General features: G+C 61.8%; 14 protein-coding genes and 3 pseudogenes. 11 read left to right on the top strand and 6 right to left on the bottom strand.

Annotated features, from left to right (window positions below):
- A pseudogene (locus tag ACZYSM_RS27715) lies at positions 1-124 on the top strand (IS630 family transposase); the annotation flags it as partial.
- A 19-nt stretch (positions 125-143) separates the two neighbouring features.
- The gene (locus ACZYSM_RS27720; RefSeq protein WP_489076649.1) at positions 144-575 is read left to right on the top strand and encodes a DUF2848 family protein; all 432 of its coding nucleotides are present in this window, start codon (positions 144-146) and stop codon (positions 573-575) included.
- 302 nt (positions 576-877) lie between these two features.
- Here the strand turns inward: ACZYSM_RS27720 and mhpT are convergent, their stop codons facing one another.
- Positions 878-2,095, bottom strand: coding sequence for a 3-(3-hydroxy-phenyl)propionate transporter MhpT (mhpT, locus tag ACZYSM_RS27725; protein WP_489076651.1), 1,218 nt, complete (start codon positions 2,093-2,095; stop codon positions 878-880).
- A gap of 340 nt (positions 2,096-2,435) precedes the next feature.
- Here mhpT and ACZYSM_RS27730 point away from each other — a divergent pair, with 340 nt between their 5' ends.
- On the top strand, positions 2,436-3,758 hold the full coding sequence (locus ACZYSM_RS27730) for an OprD family porin (RefSeq protein WP_489076653.1): 1,323 nt from the start codon (positions 2,436-2,438) through the stop codon (positions 3,756-3,758).
- Positions 3,759-3,823: 65 nt separating this feature from the next.
- Here the strand turns inward: ACZYSM_RS27730 and ACZYSM_RS27735 are convergent, their stop codons facing one another.
- A complete protein-coding gene (locus tag ACZYSM_RS27735) occupies positions 3,824-4,312 on the bottom strand; it encodes a MarR family winged helix-turn-helix transcriptional regulator (RefSeq protein ID WP_489076655.1) in 489 nt (162 codons plus the stop codon).
- 216 nt (positions 4,313-4,528) lie between these two features.
- Here ACZYSM_RS27735 and ACZYSM_RS27740 point away from each other — a divergent pair, with 216 nt between their 5' ends.
- The 6 genes from ACZYSM_RS27740 (at position 4,529) to ACZYSM_RS27765 (ending at position 13,809) form a co-directional block, all read left to right on the top strand.
- Positions 4,529-5,359 (top strand): p-hydroxycinnamoyl CoA hydratase/lyase, encoded by an 831-nt coding sequence (locus tag ACZYSM_RS27740; RefSeq protein ID WP_489076657.1) that lies wholly within the window; start codon positions 4,529-4,531, stop codon positions 5,357-5,359.
- 132 nt (positions 5,360-5,491) lie between these two features.
- The gene (locus ACZYSM_RS27745) at positions 5,492-6,940 is read left to right on the top strand and encodes an aldehyde dehydrogenase (RefSeq protein ID WP_489076658.1); all 1,449 of its coding nucleotides are present in this window, start codon (positions 5,492-5,494) and stop codon (positions 6,938-6,940) included.
- Positions 6,941-7,099: 159 nt separating this feature from the next.
- Entirely contained in the window at positions 7,100-8,983 is a 1,884-nt protein-coding gene (locus ACZYSM_RS27750) for a feruloyl-CoA synthase (RefSeq protein WP_489076660.1), read from the top strand.
- Complete coding sequence (locus tag ACZYSM_RS27755) at positions 8,980-10,221, top strand: thiolase family protein (protein ID WP_489076662.1); 1,242 nt, start codon at positions 8,980-8,982, stop codon at positions 10,219-10,221. The genes ACZYSM_RS27750 and ACZYSM_RS27755 overlap by 4 nt, the downstream gene beginning before the upstream one ends.
- A 60-nt stretch (positions 10,222-10,281) precedes the next feature.
- Positions 10,282-12,036: an acyl-CoA dehydrogenase family protein gene (locus ACZYSM_RS27760; protein WP_489076664.1), complete on the top strand. Its 1,755-nt coding sequence runs from the start codon at positions 10,282-10,284 to the stop codon at positions 12,034-12,036.
- Positions 12,037-12,477: 441 nt separating this feature from the next.
- On the top strand, positions 12,478-13,809 hold the full coding sequence (locus ACZYSM_RS27765) for an MFS transporter (protein WP_489076666.1): 1,332 nt from the start codon (positions 12,478-12,480) through the stop codon (positions 13,807-13,809).
- Here the strand turns inward: ACZYSM_RS27765 and ACZYSM_RS27770 are convergent.
- Positions 13,806-13,985: pseudogene (locus ACZYSM_RS27770) on the bottom strand (LysR family transcriptional regulator); the annotation flags it as partial. The gene ACZYSM_RS27765 and the pseudogene ACZYSM_RS27770 sit on opposite strands and share 4 nt — an antisense overlap.
- 194 nt (positions 13,986-14,179) lie before the next feature.
- Between ACZYSM_RS27770 and ACZYSM_RS27775 the strand changes: the two are divergent.
- Both ACZYSM_RS27775 and ACZYSM_RS27780 read left to right on the top strand, forming a co-directional pair.
- Complete coding sequence (locus ACZYSM_RS27775; RefSeq protein ID WP_489076668.1) at positions 14,180-15,436, top strand: OprD family porin; 1,257 nt, start codon at positions 14,180-14,182, stop codon at positions 15,434-15,436.
- Between the two features lie 104 nt (positions 15,437-15,540).
- Entirely contained in the window at positions 15,541-16,254 is a 714-nt protein-coding gene (locus ACZYSM_RS27780; RefSeq protein ID WP_489076670.1) for a GntR family transcriptional regulator, read from the top strand.
- Positions 16,255-16,260: 6 nt separating this feature from the next.
- Here the strand turns inward: ACZYSM_RS27780 and ACZYSM_RS27785 are convergent, their stop codons facing one another.
- The 3 genes and pseudogenes from ACZYSM_RS27785 to ACZYSM_RS27795 all read right to left on the bottom strand — a co-directional run.
- Positions 16,261-17,211 (bottom strand): PDR/VanB family oxidoreductase, encoded by a 951-nt coding sequence (locus tag ACZYSM_RS27785; RefSeq protein ID WP_489076672.1) that lies wholly within the window; start codon positions 17,209-17,211, stop codon positions 16,261-16,263.
- Positions 17,212-17,315: 104 nt separating this feature from the next.
- Positions 17,316-18,377 (bottom strand): Rieske 2Fe-2S domain-containing protein, encoded by a 1,062-nt coding sequence (locus ACZYSM_RS27790; protein ID WP_489076674.1) that lies wholly within the window; start codon positions 18,375-18,377, stop codon positions 17,316-17,318.
- Positions 18,378-18,843: 466 nt separating this feature from the next.
- Positions 18,844-19,752 (bottom strand): annotated as a pseudogene (locus ACZYSM_RS27795) (alginate O-acetyltransferase AlgX-related protein); the annotation flags it as partial.
- Positions 19,753-20,254 lie beyond the last annotated feature (502 nt).

The following is a 20,254-nucleotide window of genomic DNA, read 5'->3' on the forward strand; positions in this document are numbered from 1 at the left end:
TGCTCAGCCAAGCCTATACGTCTGGAATGCAAAAGGTGAAGACATCTTGCGCAAGATCCAGCGTGCGCGAGAGGCGATGGCATCACAGTCCAAAGAGAACGTTTTTTCTGAGACAGCACACTAGCGGTGAGGTTGAATTTGTGATGATTCAATCGGAAGACACACTGTATGTCGGTGTCGGCTCAGATCACTCCGACAATAGGATTGAGACTTTTTGTATGGCGGCAGCAAAACAGGTTTATGACAAGTCGATTGCACCTCAACTCTGGCGCTACGAGGATGTTGCGCCTCATTGGGATGAGTTGATGTTGCGATCCTATATTACGGTCGGCGAGTGTCGTTACCTATATCAACAAGGGAGGGTGGATGAGATTTTGCCACCTGGGACTCTGATTGACAGATATATGAGTGGCCATCATGTACTGCCGGAAGGGGCGGTTTTGTACAGCGGAACTTTTGCAACTATCGGAGGTGTCCGTTCGGGTTCGCGCTTTGAATATGAGCTGGAGGATCCTGTTCTAAATAGAGTCATCCGCCACCAGTATGACGTGTACGAGTTGCCTTTGGCCGGGTGATAGACATAGTGGCGCCTGTTTTTTGCATGCAAAGCTAGCGGGTCATAGGGAGGAGGGCCATCAATTTGGCGTCGGGTCGCATCATAAGGTGCTGGCTCCAGAGAAAGATCGGGAGCACAGCGTCGGGGATCAGTTTTGCATTGATATAAGAGGCTTCGGCCTCTTTTTCCGCGTCAGATCTCGATGTTGTCGTACTCACCAAGCCTGCGGTTGCACACGTACCGATAGGGATGGATTGTCACAGAAGCGCTGAGCAGGGTGATCCCTTTCCGACAGCGCTTCATTCAAGCTCAGGCCCCAGGCTATTGCACTGGCGCGGACTTCAGACTCTCGGCCTGCATCGACCGGGAGATGACGGTGAGTATTGCCATAGCAGCGATGACCAGTCCGGGCGATGTCGCCAGTAACACGCCGCCAGTGCCAGCACCGGCGGCGAGGATCTGCCCGGCGGCCAAGGGGCCAGCCACCGAGCCCAGGCGGCCGATGGCAACGGCCGCGCCGACGCCGGTGGCGCGCACTGCGGTCGGGTAGGAAGGCGGCGCCAAGGCGTAGAGCACCAGTTGCGCGGCCATGACGAACAGCCCGGCGGCAAACCCGGCGATCGCCATTGGCACGATACCCACCGACAGGCCGACCCCGGCCAGCGCCGCCAGCAACCCGGCATACACGAACAGCACTACCTTGAGACCGTTGCAGCGATCCAGCAGCAGGCCGCCGAGCAGCGAGCCGAGGGCGCCGCCTATGTTGAACAACATCTGCACCACGCCCGCCTGGGGTTTGCTGAAGCCCTGTTCCAGCAGCAGTGACGGCAGCCAGTTGAGCAGCATGTACATCACGGTCAGGGTGAAGAAGTAGCTCAGCCACAAGGCCAGGGTGGTGCGTGCGCGGCCTTCGCCGAACAGCGCCTGGCCAGTAGACAGCCTTGGGCTGCCAGTTGTGGCATGTTGCTGGCGGAAGGCGGTGGATTCGGGGAGTAGCAGGGCCATCAGCGGTACCACCAGCAAGGGTGCCAGGCCGCCGATGATGAAGGTGGTTTGCCAGTGTTCACTGGAAAACATCGCGACCACGGCCGCCAGTGCACCACCCAGTGGCACGCCCGCGTACATGACGCTGATGGCCGTGCTGCGGTGACGTTCGCCGACGGACTCGGCACACAGGGCGATCAGGTTGGGCAGGGCGGCGCCCAGGCCCAGACCGGTCATGAAGCGCACCAGCAACAGACTGGAGTAGCTGTCGACATAGGCGGTGCTGAGAGAGAACACGCCGAACAGCAACACGGCGCTGACGAGGATTTTCTTGCGGCCGATGCGGTCGGCGATCCAGCCGCCGAAAAAGGCTCCGGGCAACAGGCCGATGATCCCGGCGCTGAACACCCAGCCCATCATCTTCGGGTCCAGGACAAAGGTCTGGCGCAGACCCGCCGCGGCCGTTCCGGCCGCCTGCAGATCGAACCCTTCGATAAGCGCAACGATGAAGCACAAAGCGATTGTCAGCGTCGAACGACGCGATGGACTGTCCATGGGCAAACCTCATTTTTGTTTTTGTTGTTGTGTCGAGCCGGGTGAGCACCTCGGGGGAACCGGAGATCGCCCTCTTGTGGCTGCTGGCTATTAAGATAACAAATATAACTAAAAAATGAATACTGTCTTGTTTTGCCTTTAAAACTCAAATAAACCCTTTAAAAACAATAGATTGAGTTATCAATCCATATGCAACTAAAAAATAGATAATTTTATTAATGTTCGATTATCGGTCATTGACGATTGACGAACGCCCTCGAGTGTTTCCATTCTCTGTCCGCGGACCCTTCTGCAGCGCGCTCGGTCAGCGTCAAAAAACAACAATAAGTGGACATCGAACATGCCAAAATTCCCCACGGACGCCGTTTCGGCCGCGTCAGCCCCGTCTATGTCTGGCAACAACCGAGGCCTCGTTCTGGCGCTGCTCGGCTTGAGCGTTTTCCCTACTCAGCTATTGGCCCAGGGCTTTGTCGAGGACAGCCACGGCACCCTGACCCTGCGTAATTACTACCTGGATCGCGACTACAAGGATGACGGGGCAAAAACTGCGGCCCGGGAATGGGCTCAGGGTTTCATCATGAATATGGAGTCGGGGTTTACCGAGGGGCCGCTGGGCTTTGGCCTGGATGTTCGGGGGCTGCTGGGAGTCAAGCTCGACTCCTCGCCGGACCGCAGCGGCACCGAGCTGTTGCCGGTGTCGGCCAGCGACAAGCGCGCGGCGGATGAATACTCGCGCCTGGCCCCGACGGCCAAGCTGCGTTTTGCCGAAACCACCGTCAAGACCGGTGATGTGTCGATCTTCCTGCCGTTTGCCTTCGCCAGTCCGTCGCGCCTGCTGCCGCAAACCTTTCGCGGCACCACCATCAGCTCCAGGGACATCGACGGCCTGACCCTCAACACCGGTTACATCGACCGGATCAACAAGCGCGACTCCACTGACTATCAGTCGATGAGCATCGCCTCGCCCAACCGGCGTTTCAATGGCGCGGCGACCACCTCGCACCTGGCTTATCTGGGGGGTGATTACCAGGTCAACAAGGACCTCAGTCTGCGCGCCTACCACGCTGAAGTGGCTGACCTGTACCAGCAGGACACCCTGGCGCTGCTGCACAACCTGCCGTTGGGCGATGGGGTGCTGACCAGTGATCTGCGCAGCTTCTTCAGCCGCGAGGCGGGCAGCGCCAAGGCCGGGGAAGTCGACAACCGCAACCTCTCGGCGTTGTTCGGCTACCGTCTGGGCGGGCACCGTTTCAGCCTCGGCTACATGCATTCCAGTGGCGATACGGCGACGCCTTACATCTCGGGAACCGAGTTGATGGGCATGAGCGAGCTGACCATGAGTTCGGACTTTCTCAACGCCAAGGAGCGCACCTGGCAAGCCATTTATGACTATGACTTCGCGGCGTCCGGCGCGCCCGGCCTGAAGAGCCGGCTGCGTTATGTGCGCGGCGACAACATCGAGTTGGCGGCCTTCAATGCCGAGGACCGCAAGGAGCGCGAGTTCCAGATGGAGCTGGGGTATGTGATCCAGAGCGGCCCCTTGAAGAACGTCGGGTTGCTGGCGCGCAAGTCGATCTACCGTAACGACTTCCCCAGCGGTACGGCATTTCGCGATGAAAACCAGACTCGCTTCCTGGTGGTCTACACCTTGCCGATCTGGTAGCGCTCGCTGCCTGAGAACACCGCGCCGGCCGTCACTTTGGGGCGTGCCGACGCGGGTGTTTCAGTTCATGACTGGTAAACCTTCTTCAGTAGCCTGAGCAGCTCGTCGCGTTCCCGGCTGTCGAGTGCCGCCGTGGAGTCGAGGTCGCTCTGGGCGGCAATCTGCTTCAGCTCCTTGAGCAGGGTCTCGCCGGTCTTGCTGAGGAAGATCCCGTAGGAGCGCTTGTCCGGTTTGCAGCGCACCCGCACCGCCAGCGCGCGGCTTTCCAGCTTGTTCAGCAACGGCACTACTTGAGGTGGCTCGATGGCCAGCGCCCGGGCCAGGTCGGCCTGCATCAATCCGGGGTTCTGGTCGATGATCGCCAGAGCCGAGAACTGCGCGGGGCGCAGGTCGTGGGCCGAGAGCCGGCCGATCAGGTTCTGGAACAGCTTGAGCTGAGCGCGACGCATGGCATAACCGATCAGGTCGTCCAGTGCCGAATCCAGTGGCGCCTGCACCTCGACGCTGTCGGGCAGGGCCTGGCGGGCGTCGGCGATGTTGGATGGCTTGGCCATTGACAGTGCAATCCTCAAAGGGTGGAGGTTAAGAAGGCTATCTAGTTTGCCGGGGTTGGCGAGCTATGGCTATGACGGCTTTTCGTAGTGGGTGCTGGAGGTACTTACTCCAAGTCGGGGAAAATATTGATTAATCAAATTAATAGTTAATTGACATAACTATATTTGCGGTTTAGTTTTTACTCATCTTCAAGCCAAGAACAAGAGAGCATCACCATGAGCAACTACGAAGGTCGCTGGAAAACCGTCAAGGTCGAAATCGAAGACGGCATCGCCTGGGTCATCCTCAATCGCCCGGAAAAACGCAATGCCATGAGCCCGACCCTGAACCGCGAAATGATCGAGGTGCTGGAAGTACTCGAACAGGATGCCGACGCCGGCGTGCTGGTGCTGACTGGCGCCGGCGAGGCCTGGACCGCTGGCATGGATTTGAAAGAATATTTCCGCGAAGTGGATGCCGGGCCGGAAATCCTTCAGGAAAAAATCCGCCGCGAAGCCTCTCAGTGGCAATGGAAGCTGCTGCGCATGTACGCCAAGCCGACCATTGCCATGGTCAACGGCTGGTGCTTCGGCGGTGGTTTCAGCCCGCTGGTTGCCTGTGACCTGGCGATCTGCGCGGACGAAGCGACCTTCGGCCTGTCGGAGATCAACTGGGGCATTCCGCCGGGCAACCTGGTGAGCAAGGCCATGGCCGACACCGTGGGCCATCGCCAATCGCTGTACTACATCATGACCGGCAAGACCTTTGACGGGCAGAAAGCCGCCGAGATGGGCCTGGTCAACGAAAGTGTACCGCTGGCGCAACTGCGCGAAGTGACTGTCGAGCTGGCGCGCAACCTGCTGGAGAAAAACCCGGTGGTGCTGCGTGCTGCCAAGCATGGCTTCAAGCGCTGCCGCGAACTGACCTGGGAGCAGAACGAGGATTACCTGTACGCCAAGCTCGATCAGTCGCGCCTGTTGGACACCGAGGGCGGTCGCGAGCAGGGCATGAAGCAGTTCCTCGACGACAAGAGCATCAAGCCCGGTTTGCAGGCGTACAAGCGCTGAAGCCCGGCATAGAAGTCAGGCAGCGAGCTGGCGCGGTGATCGAGCCCCCGCCAGCTATTCGCTCAGGCGCCTTGGCGCTACTGTGACACCCCTCGAACGTATTCCCGATAAAGAAAATAAAGAGGAATCACCATGCTGGACGTGCCCCTGCTGATCGGCGGCCAGTCGTGCCCCGCCCGCGACGGTCGAACCTTCGAGCGCCGTAACCCGGTGACCGGCGAAGTAGTTTCGCGGGTTGCCGCCGCGACCCTGGAAGATGCCGACGCCGCCGTGGCCGCGGCCAAAGCGGCGTTTCCTGTCTGGTCTGCGCTGGCGCCCAACGAACGCCGTACCCGCCTGCTGGCCGCCGCCGACCAGTTGCAGGCGCGCAGCGCAGAATTTATCGCTGCCGCCGGCGAGACCGGCGCCATGGCCAACTGGTACGGCTTCAACGTGCGCCTGGCCGCCAACATGCTGCGTGAAGCGGCGTCGATGACCACCCAGATCAACGGCGAAGTGATCCCCTCCGATGTGCCCGGCAGCTTTGCCATGGCGCTGCGCCAACCCTGCGGCGTGGTGCTGGGCATTGCGCCCTGGAATGCCCCGGTGATTCTCGCCACCCGCGCCATCGCCATGCCGCTGGCGTGCGGCAATACCGTGGTGCTCAAGGCCTCCGAGCTGAGCCCTGCGGTGCACCGCTTGATCGGCCAGGTATTGCAGGACGCAGGCTTGGGCGATGGCGTAGTCAACGTCATCAGCAATGCCCCGGCGGATGCCGCGGCCATCGTTGAGCGGCTGATCGCCAACCCGGCGGTGCGTCGGGTCAACTTCACCGGTTCGACCCATGTCGGGCGCATCGTTGGCGAGCTCTCGGCGCGCCACTTCAAACCGGCTTTGTTGGAGTTGGGCGGCAAGGCGCCGTTGCTGGTGCTCGATGATGCCGACCTGGATGCTGCGGTGGAGGCGGCCGCCTTTGGCGCCTACTTCAACCAGGGGCAGATTTGCATGTCCACCGAGCGTCTGATCGTCGACGCCAAGGTCGCCGATGTTTTTGTCGCCAAGCTGGCGGCCAAGGTCGCTACCTTGCGTGCCGGCGACCCTGGTGCGGCGGATTCGGTGCTCGGCTCGCTGGTGGATGCTGGTGCCGGGACACGCATCAAGGGGCTGATCGACGATGCCCTGGGTAAGGGCGCGCGGCTGGTGGTCGGCGGGCAACTGGACGGCAGCATCCTGCAGCCGACCCTGCTCGACGGCGTCACTGAGAGCATGCGCCTGTACCGCGAAGAGTCCTTCGGCCCGGTGGCGGTATTGCTGCGCGGGGAGGGCGATGAAGAGCTGCTGCGTCTGGCCAATGACTCCGAATTTGGACTCTCGGCGGCGATCTTTAGCCGTGATGCCGGGCGTGCCCTGGCCCTTGCGCAACGGATGGAGTCGGGTATTTGCCACATCAACGGACCGACCGTGCACGACGAGGCGCAGATGCCGTTCGGCGGGGTCAAGTCCAGCGGTTATGGCAGTTTTGGCGGCAAGGCGTCGATCGAGCATTTCACCCAGTTACGCTGGGTCACCTTGCAGAATGGGCCGCGGCACTACCCGATCTGAACATGCGTCGCCGCGTCGGGCGTCGGCTTCCCTGGAAGCGCGCGGCCCGCGTGCAAGGCAGAAATAACAATAACAAGGCTGCAGCCACCGGCTGCCACGCTACCCGCGAGTCACCCCTGTGTGGCTCGGTGTCAGCGTGCCTTGATGGAGGACAAACACGTGAGTTCCGAATTCAGATCGCCATCCCACGCCGAGGCCAGCGCGCCGCGCTATCGCCAGGTGTCCATCGGTCGCGCGGCGGTCGAGGTCACAGAACAGCAGGGCGTGCTGCACATGCGCTCCCTGGAACTGTTGGCCGAGTTGCCGACGCGGCTGCTCGACCGCCTGGTGCATTGGGCACAGGTGCGCCCGCAGCAAACCTTTATCGCCGCGCGCCAGGCCAGTGGTGACTGGCGCCGGGTCAGTTACGCCGAGATGCTGGAAAGCGTTCGCGCCGTTGCCCAGAGCCTGTTGAGTTATGGGCTATCGGCAGAGAAACCGCTGGCGTTGTTCTCGGGCAACGACATCGAGCATTTGCAGATGGCCCTCGGCGCGATGTATGCCGGCATTCCCTATTGCCCGGTATCGCCGGCCTATTCGCTGCTGTCCCAGGACTTCGCCAAGCTGCGGCATGTCTGTGATCTGCTGCAACCGGGCCTGGTGTTCGTCAGCGACGCCGCAGCTTACCACCGGGCGATCGACGCAGTGCTGCCAGCCGAGACACCGCTGATCACCGTGCGTGGTCAGGTACCGGGACGCCGTCAAGCGAGTTTTGCCAGCCTGCTGGAACAACCCGGCGGTGCCGAGGCCGATTGCGCCTTCACAGCCACCGGCCCGGACAGCATCGCCAAGTTTCTCTTCACCTCGGGCTCGACCAAATTGCCCAAGGCGGTGATTACCACTCAACGCATGCTCTGCGCCAACCAGCAGATGCTGTTGCAGACCTTCCCGGTGTTCGGCGAGGAGCCGCCGGTGCTGGTGGACTGGCTGCCGTGGAACCACACCTTCGGCGGCAGCCACAACGTTGGCATCGTGCTCTACAACGGTGGCACCTTTTACCTGGACGATGGCAAACCCACGGTCCAGGGCTTCGCCCAAACGCTGCGCAACCTCAAGGAAATTTCCCCTACTGCCTACCTGACCGTGCCCAAGGGCTGGGAAGAACTGGTCACGGCCCTGGAACAGGACGCGGAGCTGCGGGAGTGTTTTTTCAAGCGCATCAGCCTGTTCTTCTTCGCCGCTGCAGGCCTGTCGCAAAGCGTCTGGGATCGCCTCGACCGGGTCGCCGAACAACACTGTGGCGAACGTATCCGGATGATGGCCGGGCTCGGCATGACCGAGGCCGCGCCGTCCTGCACCTTTACCACCGGGCCGTTGTCCATGGCCGGTTACATCGGCCTGCCGGCGCCGGGTTGCGAGGTGCGCCTGGTGCCGGCGGACGGCAAGCTGGAAGGGCGCTTTCGTGGGCCGCACATCATGCCCGGTTACTGGCGGTCACCGCAGCAGACCGCCGAGGTGTTCGACGAGCTGGGCTTTTACTGTTCCGGTGATGCGCTCAAGCTCGCCGACCCGCGTGACCCGCAACTGGGGTTGATGTTTGACGGGCGCATCGCCGAAGACTTCAAGCTGTCCTCCGGGGTGTTTGTCAGCGTCGGGCCCTTGCGCAACCGCGCGGTGCTCGAAGGTTCGCCCTATGTCCTGGACCTGGTAGTGACCGCGCCGGATCGTGAATGCCTGGGCGCCCTGGTGTTTGCGCGATTGTACGAATGCCGACGACTGTCGGGGTTGGGCGCGGACGCCAGTGACGCCGAGGTCCTGGCCAGCGTGCCGGTGCGCCAGTGGTTTGCCGACTGGCTGCAACGGCTCAATCGCGAAGCCACCGGCAATGCCAGTCGCCTGGAGTGGATCGCTTTGCTCGACGAGCCGGCGTCCATCGATCGCGGCGAAATCACCGACAAGGGTTCGATCAACCAACGCGCGGTTTTGCAGTGGCGCGCAGCCAAAGTTGAGGCGTTGTATCGCGGCGAAGACGCGTCGATCCTGCATGCCGGGCCCAAGCCGTGAGCGGCGCCGGGCAGTACTCCGCCTTTGCCGATGTGGCGATTTTCGACGCCGTGCGTACGCCTTGGGTCGACCTCGGTGGCGCGCTGGCGCAGGTCTCGCCGATCGATCTGGGGATCAAGGTCGGGCGTGAAGTGCTGGCCCGGGCTGGCGTCGATCCGGGGGCGGTGGACAGCGTGCTGGCCGGCTCCATGGCCCAGGCCAGCTTCGATGCCTACTTGCTGCCACGGCATATCGGGTTGTACAGCGGCGTGGCGCAAGCGGTACCGGCGCTGGGGGTGCAGCGCATCTGCGCCACCGGTTTCGAACTCCTGCGCCAAGCGGCCAGGCAGCTGGACGACGGGGTGCAACTGGCGCTGTGCGTGGCGGCCGAATCCATGTCGCGTAACCCGATTGCCGCTTACACCCACCGGGACGGTTTTCGCCTTGGAGCCGGGGTGCAGTTCAAGGACTTTCTCTGGGAGGCCTTGTACGACCCGGCGCCCGGGCTGGACATGATCGCCACCGCCGACAACCTGGCCCGGAGTCATGGCCTCAGTCGCGAGGCGGTGGATCGCTACGCCTGCGCCAGCCATCAACGCGCTCTGGCGGCGCAACACTCGGGGGCCTGGACCCAGGAAATAGTTGCAGTCGGCAATCAAGTGTTCGAGCTCGACGGCTATCAGCCGCGGAGCATCAGCCTGCCGCGTCGGGTGACCGCAGTGAACGAGGACAGTCATCCACGGCTCACGGATCTACCGGCCTTGGCCCGGCTGCGTGCGGTGCATGCCAATGGTGTGCAAACCGCGGGCAACAGCTGCGCCGTGGTGGATGGCGCGGCGGCGGCACTGGTGGGCCGCGCATCGGCCTGCACGCGCCCGGCACTGGCGCGCCTGCTGGCGAGCGCGGTGGTTGGCGTGGCGCCGGAGTTCATGGGTATCGGCCCGGCGCCGGCGATCCGTTTGTTGCTGCAACGCAGCGGGCTGAGTCTGGACGACATTGGCCGTTTCGAAATCAACGAGGCCCAGGCGGCACAGGTGCTGGCCGTGGCCCAAGAGCTGGAACTGGACAGCTCGCGGCTCAACGTCCAGGGCGGCTCGCTGGCCCTCGGGCACCCATTGGCCGCCACCGGCCTGCGCCTGGTCATGACCCTGGCCCGGCAGCTGCGCGAGCACAACCTGCGCTACGGGATCGCCGCTGCTTGTGTCGGTGGCGGGCAGGGCATGGCGCTGCTGATCGAGAACCCGGCGTATCAGGGCTGAGCATCAGCCTGCTATTGCGCTCTGACGCACATTCCTATTTTCGACGACAGGAGGTGGGCCATGTGGCTCTACCAGGCGCCGCTGCGCGACATGCAATTCATCCTTGAACACTGGTTACAGGCGCCTCAGGTCTGGAGCCGGACTCCCGCGTTCGACACCCTGGACTTGCCCTTGGCGCTACAGGTGCTGGAAGAGGCCGGTCGTTTCAGCGCCGGTGTGCTGGCACCACTCAACAGCAGCGGCGATCGCCAGGGCTGCCGTTTTGAAGAGGGCCGGGTCACCACGCCTGATGGTTTTGCCGAGGCCTATCGGGCCTACGTCGAGGGTGGCTGGCCGGCCCTGGCTTGTGAGGAAGCCAGTGGTGGTCAGGGGTTGCCCCAGTTGCTGGACGCCGCGCTGCAGGAAATGCTCTACGCCAGCAACCACGCCTGGGCCATGTACAGCGGTATCGCTCACGGCGCTTATCTATGCCTCAAGACCCATGCACCACAGTGGATCCGCGAACGCTATCTGGCGCCGATCGTCAGTGGCGAAACCTTGCCCACCATGTGCCTGACCGAGCCCCAGGCCGGCAGCGATGTCGGCTTGCTGCGTTGTCGTGCCGAGCCGCACAGCGATGGCAGTTACCGTCTGGTCGGCAACAAGCTGTTCATCTCCGGCGGCGAGCAGGACCTCACCGAAGACATCCTGCATCTGGTGTTGGCCCGGGTGCCGGGAGCGCCAACCGGCAGTCGCGGCATCTCGCTGTTCCTGGTGCCCAAGCGCCTGGATGACGCTCAAGCCAATGCCGTGCGCTGCGACGGCATCGAACACAAGATGGGTATCAAGGGCAGCGCCACCTGTTCCCTGGTCTTCGATGGCGCCCAAGGCTGGCTGATCGGTGAGGTCAATCGCGGCCTGGCGGCGATGTTCGTGATGATGAACTCGGCGCGCTTGCATGTCGGCCTGCAAGGCCTCGGTCACGCTGAAGCTGCCTGGCAGAACGCGCGGACCTACGCCGCCGAGCGCCAGCAGATGCGTGCGCCGCTGCGGCCTGAAGGCGTCGCGGCGCGGGTGGCCGACCCGATCCACTACCACCCGGCAATGCGCCGCACCTTGCTCGAATTGCGCGCCACCAGCGAAGGCCTGCGCGCCATCGGCTACTGGGCGGCGCACCTGCTGGATCAGGCCGAACATGACCCGGATCCGCACGCACGGCAGCGTGCCGGGCAACTGGCGGAGCTGTTGACGCCGATCATCAAGGCGTTTTTCACCGAGCAGGGGTTTCGTCAGGCCAGCAATGCCTTGCAGGTCTTCGGTGGTTACGGCTACGTCGCGGAGTTCGCCATCGAGCAGACCCTGCGCGACAGCCGCATTGCCATGATCTACGAGGGCAGCAACGAGATTCAGGCTAATGATTTGTTGCTGCGCAAAGTGCTGGGCGATGAGGGCCGTGCCTTCGGCCTGCTGCTGGCGGTGCTGCGCGAGGAGGCCGGGTCGGGCGCCGAATTGCCGGAGTGCGCAGCGTTCGCGGCGCAATTGGGCAGCCTCTGCGACTCGCTTGAGGCGCTGGTCAGCGAGGTGCGCGAGCGGTCGCTGGAGGACAGCGAGTACCCTTATCGGGCCGCCGGGGATTTCCTCCAGTTGTGCGGCGTGACGCTGCTGGCCCTGGCCTGGGCGCGGGCGGCGCGAGTCTCCAGGGCGCTGCCCGAGGGTGATCCGTTGCGAGCCGGCAAGCTGCAAAGCGCCGGATTCTTTTTCAACTACCTGCCGTCCCGGGTGGCGCAGCACATGGCCGCAATAGATGCGGCCCGGGCAGCCTTGGCGTTTGTCTGAAGGGGTCAGGGCATACAATACTCAATGGATCCATTAATGGCGATTGATCAACGGGTAAATACCTTGAAGGGCCCAGGAAGCCCATATTGCTTGTGGTTGGTCGATAATCGAACGGAAATATTCGTGAAATTTATTTTTTATAACTTATTGATAAGTAAACACAATATCAAATAACCCTTCTCTATTTTCAACGGTCTGGACCTGTTTATCGGTGGATCCACAGTCAGCGCCACTTGTCTGTGGATCCATTAGCGGGTTAATTAGCGCCCTGGCGATGGCAGGAGCCCTCCTGACCGTCCCCGATAAAAACCACAAGAAGGGTTTCGTCATGAATGGCTTATCAAGGGCGTGGAACTGCCCGGGTTCCGTCCGCCACCTGTCCGTGTGCACGTTGCTGTTTTCTCTCTCGTCTCTGCCGGTTCGCCGCGCGGAGGTCCTGTCATGACGCTCGATCTGAAAAACCGCGTGGACAGCGGACGGATGACGTCCTTTCAATGCCTGGCGATCGGCATCTGCATTGTCCTGAACATGATCGACGGCTTCGACGTGCTGGTGATGGCTTTCACCGCGGCCTCGGTGTCGGCCGAATGGAGCCTCGGTGGGGCGCAGATCGGCTTGCTGCTCAGCGCCGGCCTGTTCGGCATGGCCGCAGGTTCGCTGTTTATCGCGCCCTGGGCCGACCGCTTCGGGCGGCGTCCGCTGATCCTGTTCTGTCTGGCGCTCTCGGGGCTCGGCATGCTGCTTTCGGCCCTGAGCCAGACGCCAGTGCAACTGGCGTTGCTGCGTGGTCTCACCGGCCTCGGCATCGGCGGCATCCTGGCCAGCAGCAACGTGATTGCCAGCGAGTATTCGAGCAAGCGCTGGCGCGGTCTGGCGGTCAGTCTGCAATCCACCGGTTATGCCTTGGGTGCCACCCTGGGCGGCTTATTGGCGGTGTGGCTGTTGACCCATTGGGGCTGGCGTTCAGTGTTCCTGTTTGGTGGCGTGGTGACCTTGCTGGTGATCCCCCTGGTGCTGTTGTGGCTGCCCGAATCCCTGGACTTTCTTCTCGCCCGTCGCCCGGCCAATGCCTTGGCACGCATCAATCGTCTGGCCCACCGCCTGGGGCAACCGGCGCTGGAGCAATTGCCGGCACCGGTGCTCAAACAACCCGGCGCCCCCAGCGGTTTTGGCCAGCTATTGGCACCCGCCATGCGCCGCACCACCTTGCTGATCTGGCTGCTGTTTTTCCTGGTGATGTTCGGCTTCTATTTCGTCATGAGCTGGACCCCGAAACTGCTGGTGGCCGCCGGGCTGTCGGCGCAGCAGGGGATCACTGGCGGGGTGCTGCTCAGCGTCGGCGGGATCTTCGGCGCCGCCTTGATCGGCGGCCTGGCTTCGCGTTGGCCGCTGACCCGGGTGCTGTCGCTGTTCATGTTGATCACCGCGGGCCTGCTGGTGCTGTTTGTCGGCTCCGGCTCATCGATTGCCGCGGCCCTGGGGCTCGGGCTGTTGATCGGCCTGTTCTCCAACGGCTGCGTGGCCGGTCTCTATGCGCTGTCGCCGGTGGTCTATGACGCTTCGGTGCGCGCCACCGGGGTCGGCTGGGGCATCGGCATTGGCCGCATCGGCGCGATCCTCTCGCCGACCGTGGCCGGCTTCCTGCTCGATGGTGGCTGGCAGCCGCTGCATCTGTACGGGGTCTTTGCCAGCGTCTTCGTGATTGCCGCTGGTTGCCTGTTGCTGCTCAAGCTGCCTCGGGTCCAGGCCCAGCCAGCGATGGCCGGCGCCTAGGCCTGGCCGCTGATGATCGCTTCGGCGACCGTCGCACAGAACCAGCGTAGGGCGGCGGAGCTGTCGCTGTTGGGGTGCCAGTTCAGGGAAGCGTTGAACTCGGCCACCTGGAATGGCAGCTCGAGCATTTTCAGACCGCCGTCATCAATGAACAGCCGGGCGATCTGCGCCGGCAGCGGCGACTGGGCGATTGACGAATTCACCCGGGATCACTGGATCGGCGTGCAGCACTCACCGCGTCAGTATCCCTTCTGATGCGCTGACCTGTTGATTGACGCCCGGCTTGGCCGGGCATTTTGCAGCCATTGATGGACGGGCCTTGAGCGGCCTGTCGGGGAACGGCTGTGTCCATGAAAAGCGGAGAACAATAATGATGAACACCCCTTACTGCATCCTTGCGCGCTCGGTGGCTGCGGCCTCGTTGACCTTGGGCGTCGGCCTGCCGGCCTGGGCTGAAGACGGCGGATTTTTCGAGGGAGCCAAGACCGATCTGCTGCTGCGTAACTATTATTTCAATCGTGACTTTCGCGATCCGGGTGCGGCCAAAAGCAAGGTCGAGGAATGGGCTCAGGGCTTTATCCTCAAGTTCAATTCCGGTTACACCCCAGGCACCGTGGGTTTTGGTCTGGACGGCATTGCCATGTTCGGCGTCAAGCTCGATAGCAGTCGTGCGGTCAGTGGCTCCGAGCTGCTGCCGGTGCATGACGATGGGCGGGCGGCGGACAACTTCGGGCGTGCCGGTGTCGCTGCGAAAATGCGCATTAGTGCTACCGAGCTGAAGGTCGGCGAGTTGTTACCGGACATTCCGCTGCTGCGTTACGACGACGGCCGGCTGCTGCCGCAGACCTTTCGTGGGGCGATGCTCGACTCGCGGGAGATCAACGGGCTGGGATTGCAGGCAGGCCAATACAAATCGGTGAGCTTGCGCAACTCCTCGGACATGCAGGACCTCTCGGCCTGGGCCGCGCCCGGAGTGACGTCCGATGGTTTCAATTACGCCGGCGCCGAATACCGCTTCAATCAGCAGCGAACCCTGATCGGGGTCTGGCATTCGCAACTGGAAGACATCTATCAGCAGAGTTATTTCAACCTGCTGCATAAACAGCCGGTGGGCGACTGGGTGTTGGGGGCCAACCTCGGTTACTTCATCGACAAGGATGACGGTCGCGCACGCATCGGCGAGATCCAGAGCCGCACCGCCTATGCCTTGCTTTCGGCGGCCACTGGCGGCCACACCCTGTACCTGGGGTTGCAGAAAGTCAGCGGCGACAGCCCGTGGATGTCGGTGTATGGCAGCAGTGGCCGGACGTTGGGTAACGATATGTTCAACGGCAACTTCAGCAATGCCGACGAACGTTCCTGGCAGGCGCGTTATGACTACAACTTTGCCGCGATGGGGGTTCCCGGCCTGCTGGCGATGGTGCGTTACGGCCATGGCGACAACGCCACCACCAAGGTCGGCAGCAACGGCAAGGAGTGGGAGCGCGACACCGAGCTGGGCTACACCTTCCAGAGCGGCACCTTGAAGAGCCTCAGCGTGCGCCTGAACAACGCCACCAACCGCCGCAGCTTCAACAGCGATTTCGACCAGACCCGATTGATCGTCAGCTACCCGCTGTCGTTGTAGGAGCGGCCGGCCGACGCTCGATTTGCTAGCAAGCCGCTATCTGTATGCTGCCGGCGTAAGGCTTGCGGTACTATGGCGGCCCACGTTTTCTGGAAGCTGCCTGGATGAGTAAGCCCGGTCAATTGGTGCTGGTTGCGCTGCGCAAGATGATCGCCTCCGGCGAGCTGGCGGCAGGTGAACGCTTGATGGAAATTCCCACAGCGGAGCTGTTCGGCGTCTCACGGATGCCGGTGCGCATGGCGTTCCGTACCCTGGAACAGGAAGGCCTGCTGGTACGTTTTGGCGGTCGCGGGTTTCAGGTGCGTTCAGTGAGTGCCGATGACATCGCTGGCGCGGTCGAGGTGCGCGGGGTGCTCGAAGGCCTGGCGGCGCGCCAGGCCGCCGAACGGGGTTTGTCGGATGAGGCGCGAGCGGCCCTCGAGCTGTGTCTAGCGCAGGGCGACCAGTTGTTCGACAAGGGTTATGTGACCGAGGACGACCTTGAGGTCTATCACGACCTCAACATGCGCTTTCACCAGGTGATCGTCGAAGGCAGCCACAACCCGGCGATCGCCGATGCGCTGGCGCGCAATGACCATTTGCCGTTCGCTTCGGTGACCGCGCTGGCGGTGGATCGTGAGGACATGGTCCGCGAATACCGACGCTTCAATTACGCCCACATGCAGCACCATTCGGTGTTCGATGCCTTGGTCAATCGTCAGGGCGCGCGGGCGGAAGCGATCATGCGCGAGCACGCCAACGCGACCCTGCGCTATGCCGAGATCTTCGGTTCCGCGGTGGCGGATGAGCGGATGAAGGTGATTCTCCGCCCGGAGTGACTTCTCTCAGATATCCAGGACCAGCAGCGGCGTTTTCGAACGTGAGCAGCAGGGGGTGAACTGGTCGTTGAGGGCCTGTTCATCCTCGGTGAGGAACAGGTCGCGGTGCTCCGGCACACCCTCCAGCACCCGGGTCAGGCAGGTGCCGCAAACCCCTTGCTCGCAAGACATGGCGATCTCGATGCCATGGCTTTCCAGGACCTGGACCACGCTCTTGTCGGCCGGTATTTCAAAGACCTGGCCGGTGCTGCCTACCTTGACTGAAAAACTGCCATCGTTGCTGCTGTCCACCGGTGCCGCGGCGAAGTACTCGCGGTGCAGGCAGTCTTCCCGCCAACCCTCTGCCCTGGCCGTATCCAGCACGTGCTGCATGAAGCCGCCCGGGCCGCACACATATAAATGTACGTTGTCCTGGGGCGTAGCCAGAACCCTGGCCGCGTCCAGCGCAGTCTGCGGCTGCTCATCGAAATGCAGGAATACCTGGTCGGCAAAAGACGAATGCCTGATGCGTTCGACAAAGGCCGCGCGCTCGCTGGAGCGCGCGCAATAATGCAGCTCGAAGTCGGCGCCGCTGTGGGCCAGGCGCTCGGCCATGCACAGGATTGGGGTGATGCCGATGCCGCCGGCGAACAGGAAACTGCGCCGGGCCTGATGGACCAGGGGGAACAGATTGCGCGGTTCGCTGATGCGCAGGCGCGCGCCGCTGTGGATCTGTTCGTGCAGGCTTTGCGAGCCGCCCCGTGAGGCCGGATCCTTGAGCACGCCGATCAGGTAGCGATGACGCTCCTCGGGGTGGTTGCACAGGGAATATTGGCGGATCAGCCCGTCGGGCAGGTGCACGTCGATATGCGCACCGGCGCTGAACGCCGGCAGCGGGCTGTCATCGACGCTGGCCAGTTCATAGCTGCAGATGTCCTGGGCTTCGTTGTTACGGGATACCACCACCACATCGATCATGTTCGGTCCTCGGAGTGTCGCCGCCGCGAGCGCTCACTTCTGGTTATTCGGTAAAGGGCATAGGCAAGGGCAGGGCGCGGCACCGCGAGGGTGCCGCGTTCGGGTCAGGCGGTGGCCGTGGCGATCAGCTGCGGTTCGACCGCGCGTTCTTTGGCGATCAGGCGTTCCAGAACCTTGCGTGACTGTACGCCGCCGGCATCGATATTAAGCTTGAGCAGGTTGCGCGTCGGGTGGGCGAGGAGGTTCTGCTGTTGGCGTTCGAGCATCTCCAGGTCTTCGCTGAAAATCTTCCCCTGGCCTTCGCGAATGCTTGCGGTCAGTGCTTCGTCCTGAGGATTGAAGTTGCGGGCCATGCCCCAGAAGTACCAGATCGAAGTGTCGGTTTCCGGGGTGATGAAATCCACCACGATGCTCGAAGCCTTGAACTCCGGCGCGGCGTCATATCCGCCTTTGCCGGCGTGGGCCACGCCGACTTCGATCAATACATGGCTGGGAGGTGAGAAGCGGCAAATCTGCCAGCGGTCCACCGGCACATCGTCGGCCAGGTTGTTGCCGCGCAGGGCCATGCGCCAGAACGGCGGGGCCATGATGTTTTCCATGTGTCGGGCGGTGACCACTTCGTCGCCTTCGACTGTGGTCACCGGCGCCGCTTCGTCGATTTCCTTCTGGCCAATGCTGGAGGCATGCACGTAGGTTTCGTGGGTCAGGTCCATCAGGTTGTCGATCATCAGGCGGTAGTCGCAGCCGATGTGGAACAGGCCGCCGCCATAGGCCCATTGGTCACTGACGGCCCACTCCAGGTGATGGATCAGTGCCGGATCGGCCAGGGCCTGCTCGCCGGGCCAGACCCAGATGAAACCGTAGCGCTCGATCACGGCGAAGGTCTTGTTGCAGGGGAAGCCGCGTACCCGTTGCCCGGGCATCGCCACGGTCTTGCCGTCGCAGCCCATCACCAGTCCGTGATAGCCGCACACCAGGTTGCCGTTTTCCACGTAGCCCAGAGACAGCGGTGTACCACGGTGTGGGCAAAAGTCCTCGATCGCCGCGACCTTGCCTTCCAGGCTGCGATAAAAAACCATCTTTTCGCCGCAGATCTGCCGGCCCAGGGGTTTATCGGCAATTTCATCGGGGGTGCAGGCAACGTACCAGGTGTTTTTTGGGTACATGGTGGCTCTCCAGGCTAGTGATTATTTTTTTAATGGATCCATTAGATTTCCTCGGCTGTATAGGTGTCAATTATTTCAGTCTGTTTTCGGGGTTATTTTGGGCGATAATCGCCAGGCTTGATGTTTTATTGTTTTAGTGGATCCATAGGATGACATTTTAGCGGTTGTTTATCTTGACGACGCCGGGTTCTGAAAATCTGCATCTGCGGGCGAAATAAATGGAGGCAGGTTCTTTTGCACCTGGTCGCTATCTGGGAGGTGTGGAGTGCGATGGCGCTACCTGCCATCGCAGTGCTACGCCCCGATTCGTACATTTTCCAGTACGCTAATCCGGGTCTTGGATATCGTTTTTTTTGGTGATGGCCGCACTGGTAACCGTACAAATCGCCTCAATACATACGAGACGGAGTCGGTACCGTGGCCCTCAGCGATACAGCTGTCTGCGGGTCGATTGGAAGTGAAGGACCTATTGCAGTGATCGATACGCAAGGGGGGCGGTGTATGCCGACTGCAGGTCCCGCTCCGGGATCTCCCAGATGATGTGTTTGGGTGGCGTTTCTTTGAAGGCGGGGTTGTTGAGGTAGCTGTTTGCTGCGCCAGAGAACGCTCCGCCATCTTTGGCGAAGTTACCCACGGGGGCGCCCAGCGCCTGCTGCAGGAACCCCGCGAAGTTGGAGTTGCGTGAGAATGAGGTCCCGATGAGCGCGGTGTTGGGTAGGTTGGCATCGCCAAAGAGGTCTCCCTCATTGTCAGGGCTGTCGGCTGACACAGCGGGAAGTTCGCGGGTGTTGGTTTGGGCGACCATTTCGGGTGCGGGTTGCCATTTGAGCGGCAGCCAGTCGATGCCCGCCAGATGGACCAGATCGCCAGGCCGCACCGCGAGTGGGGCAAGACTTTCATTGAACGACCTGGGTGGCGTTGCGCTGATGCCGAGGGTCTTCAGGCGCTGCGCGATTGCATCGGCTGCAGCCTTGGCACCGGACTCGCTCCAGTGCGTGTCGGTGCGCAAATAGGCATTGGCGCCCAGTGGTGTCAGCGCGTCGGTCAGGTCCAGATTCGACACACCCCCCACATTCAGCTTCGAGGACCAGGCCTGGATGCGCCCTTCGAGAGAGGCTGGGCGGTGCAGTGAGCAACGTTGCGCAGACGCGATGCGGCTCTTGTCTGGAACGATGACCACCAGCAGGCTGATGCCACGTCGGGACAGCTGCTGTTTCAGGTCAATCACTGCCTGGGCTTTGGCATCGGCATTGCGCTGCGCTTGATGATTGACCTTGAGTTCATCGGCCAAAAACAGCCAGTCAGGACAGCCCGAGCGAACCCTCGGACCCGTGTCGCTGAGCAGCAGCCAACTGGCACCACGCTCCAGCTCGGCGAAGGTGGTGGGAAAGTGAGCGCCTTACACGCGATATATTCTTGATGGATACTGCATCTATAATTACCAGGTCAACGTCAAAGAGTGGTTCGGGGAAGCATGTTTCAACGTTTCCTCATCATTCTTGTCGGTTCTACCGATGAACCACGAGTATATGCCCTCTCTTAATTCTCTTGCTGGCGCTAAAGAAGGTTAACCGCACGTGTGCTTTGATCTTGTTTTTTAAAAACCTTCGTCAAGTAGTCGTTGGTAGCCAGTCAGTCGGTAATGCCAGTCGGTAGTGCGACTTGGAATTATGTTATTCCCGGTTCTTGATACGCCCTCTGAACGAATCCTGAAATGAGTCCATTGATGCTGAGGGAATGTAAAAAACCTTTAGGGAAACTCTGAAAAAGACTTCCCGATCTGGTGAAATACGCACCTCACACGAACAGAACGGTTGAGCCCCGATGAAACAGATGTCCTTCGCCGATGCCGAATACGCCGGCAAACGTAAGCAAAC

It is taken from the genome of Pseudomonas sp. F220 (assembly GCF_057813935.1).